The organism is Microbacterium sp. KNMS (assembly GCF_053851835.1).
On the sequence record NZ_JBSQBP010000055.1, the window covers coordinates 1 to 1,185 of the forward strand.

The window sequence follows — 1,185 nt, forward strand, 5'->3', positions numbered from 1 at the left end:
CGATCGCCGCCGCCGTCCTGCAGCCATCCGATTCTCCTGCTGCGGACGGCACACACACGACCGGAGACGCGGAGCGGGGGGGGGGGGGGGGGGGTGGGGGGGGGGGGGGGGGGGGGGGGGGGGGGGGTGGGGGGGGGGGGGGGGGGGGCGGGGGGGGGGGGGGGGGGGGGGGGCCCCCCCCCCCCCCCCCCCCCCCCCCCACACGCGGGCTGGGCTTCGCGCGGGGCCGCCGTGTCCTCGAGCTCCTCGACGCTGCGGTGCGCGCCCTCTCGGAGAAGCAGGGTGCAGCCCCCGAGCACGAGGCACGTGAAGATGCAGTACACCGCGACACCGGTCGGGTTGCCGCCGAAGACGACGAGCAGGCCGCTCGCGCGAGGGCGCTCGTGCCGGCCATCCTCAAGGAGGGTCCCGTCGACGCGATCGTCGCGCTCACCGGCCGACACGCGGCCGGAGCGGCGGCCGGATTGATGGAGGCCGGCCTGCGGATTCCCGCCGACACGATGGTCGTCGCGGCATCCGACTCGGCGCAGACGCGGTTCGGACGCCCCGCGATCTCGGCCCTCGAGCATCCGCATCGCGAGATCGGCAACGCGCTCGTCGAGATGCTGCACGACATCATCTCCGGGCGCCCGCCGGAAGCGCCGACCGTGCTGCAGACGATCTACCGCCGCCGCGCGTCCACGGCGCGCGACATGGTGTGAGAGTTCACTGTCTCGGCCGTTAAGCGGAGCGAGCGGGTCGGGATTCACCCCCCTCGGTCGTTGAGCGGAGCGAGCGCCAGCGAGCGCAGTCGAAACGCCGCAAGCCGCCCCCGGGGAGCCGCCGCGGGCTTCGTCTCGGTCGTTGAACGGAGCGAGCGATTCGGGCTTCACGTTCTCGGTCGTTGAGCGGAGCGAGCGCCAGCGAGCGCAGACGAAACGCCGCAAGCCGATCCCGGGAGCCGCCGACTCGAGACGGCCGCGCACACGCAGGACACGCGCGATCAGACCGTGTCTCGCTCCCGGTGACTATACATAAGCCTTTCGCTTACTCACGCGGATCAATGTCGGTGCTTCACGGTAAGGTCCTCACGCGGGTTGGCTCGTATTCGCGTGATTGGGGAGCGACGAATCTTCGAGGAATCTTCGATGAATGTCTTGTGCTTGGTCGTAGTTGTGTTCTATCATGGGGTATGGCCTTCCCATG

Annotated in this window: 1 protein-coding gene; it reads left to right on the forward strand. The window is 71.2% G+C overall.

Annotated elements, in window-relative coordinates; translation table 11 throughout:
- The first annotated feature begins 257 nt into the window (after nucleotides 1–257).
- A complete protein-coding gene (locus tag ACWXWW_RS17805; RefSeq protein ID WP_455971316.1) occupies nucleotides 258–701 on the forward strand; it encodes a substrate-binding domain-containing protein in 444 nt (147 codons plus the stop codon).
- Nucleotides 702–1,185 lie beyond the last annotated feature (484 nt).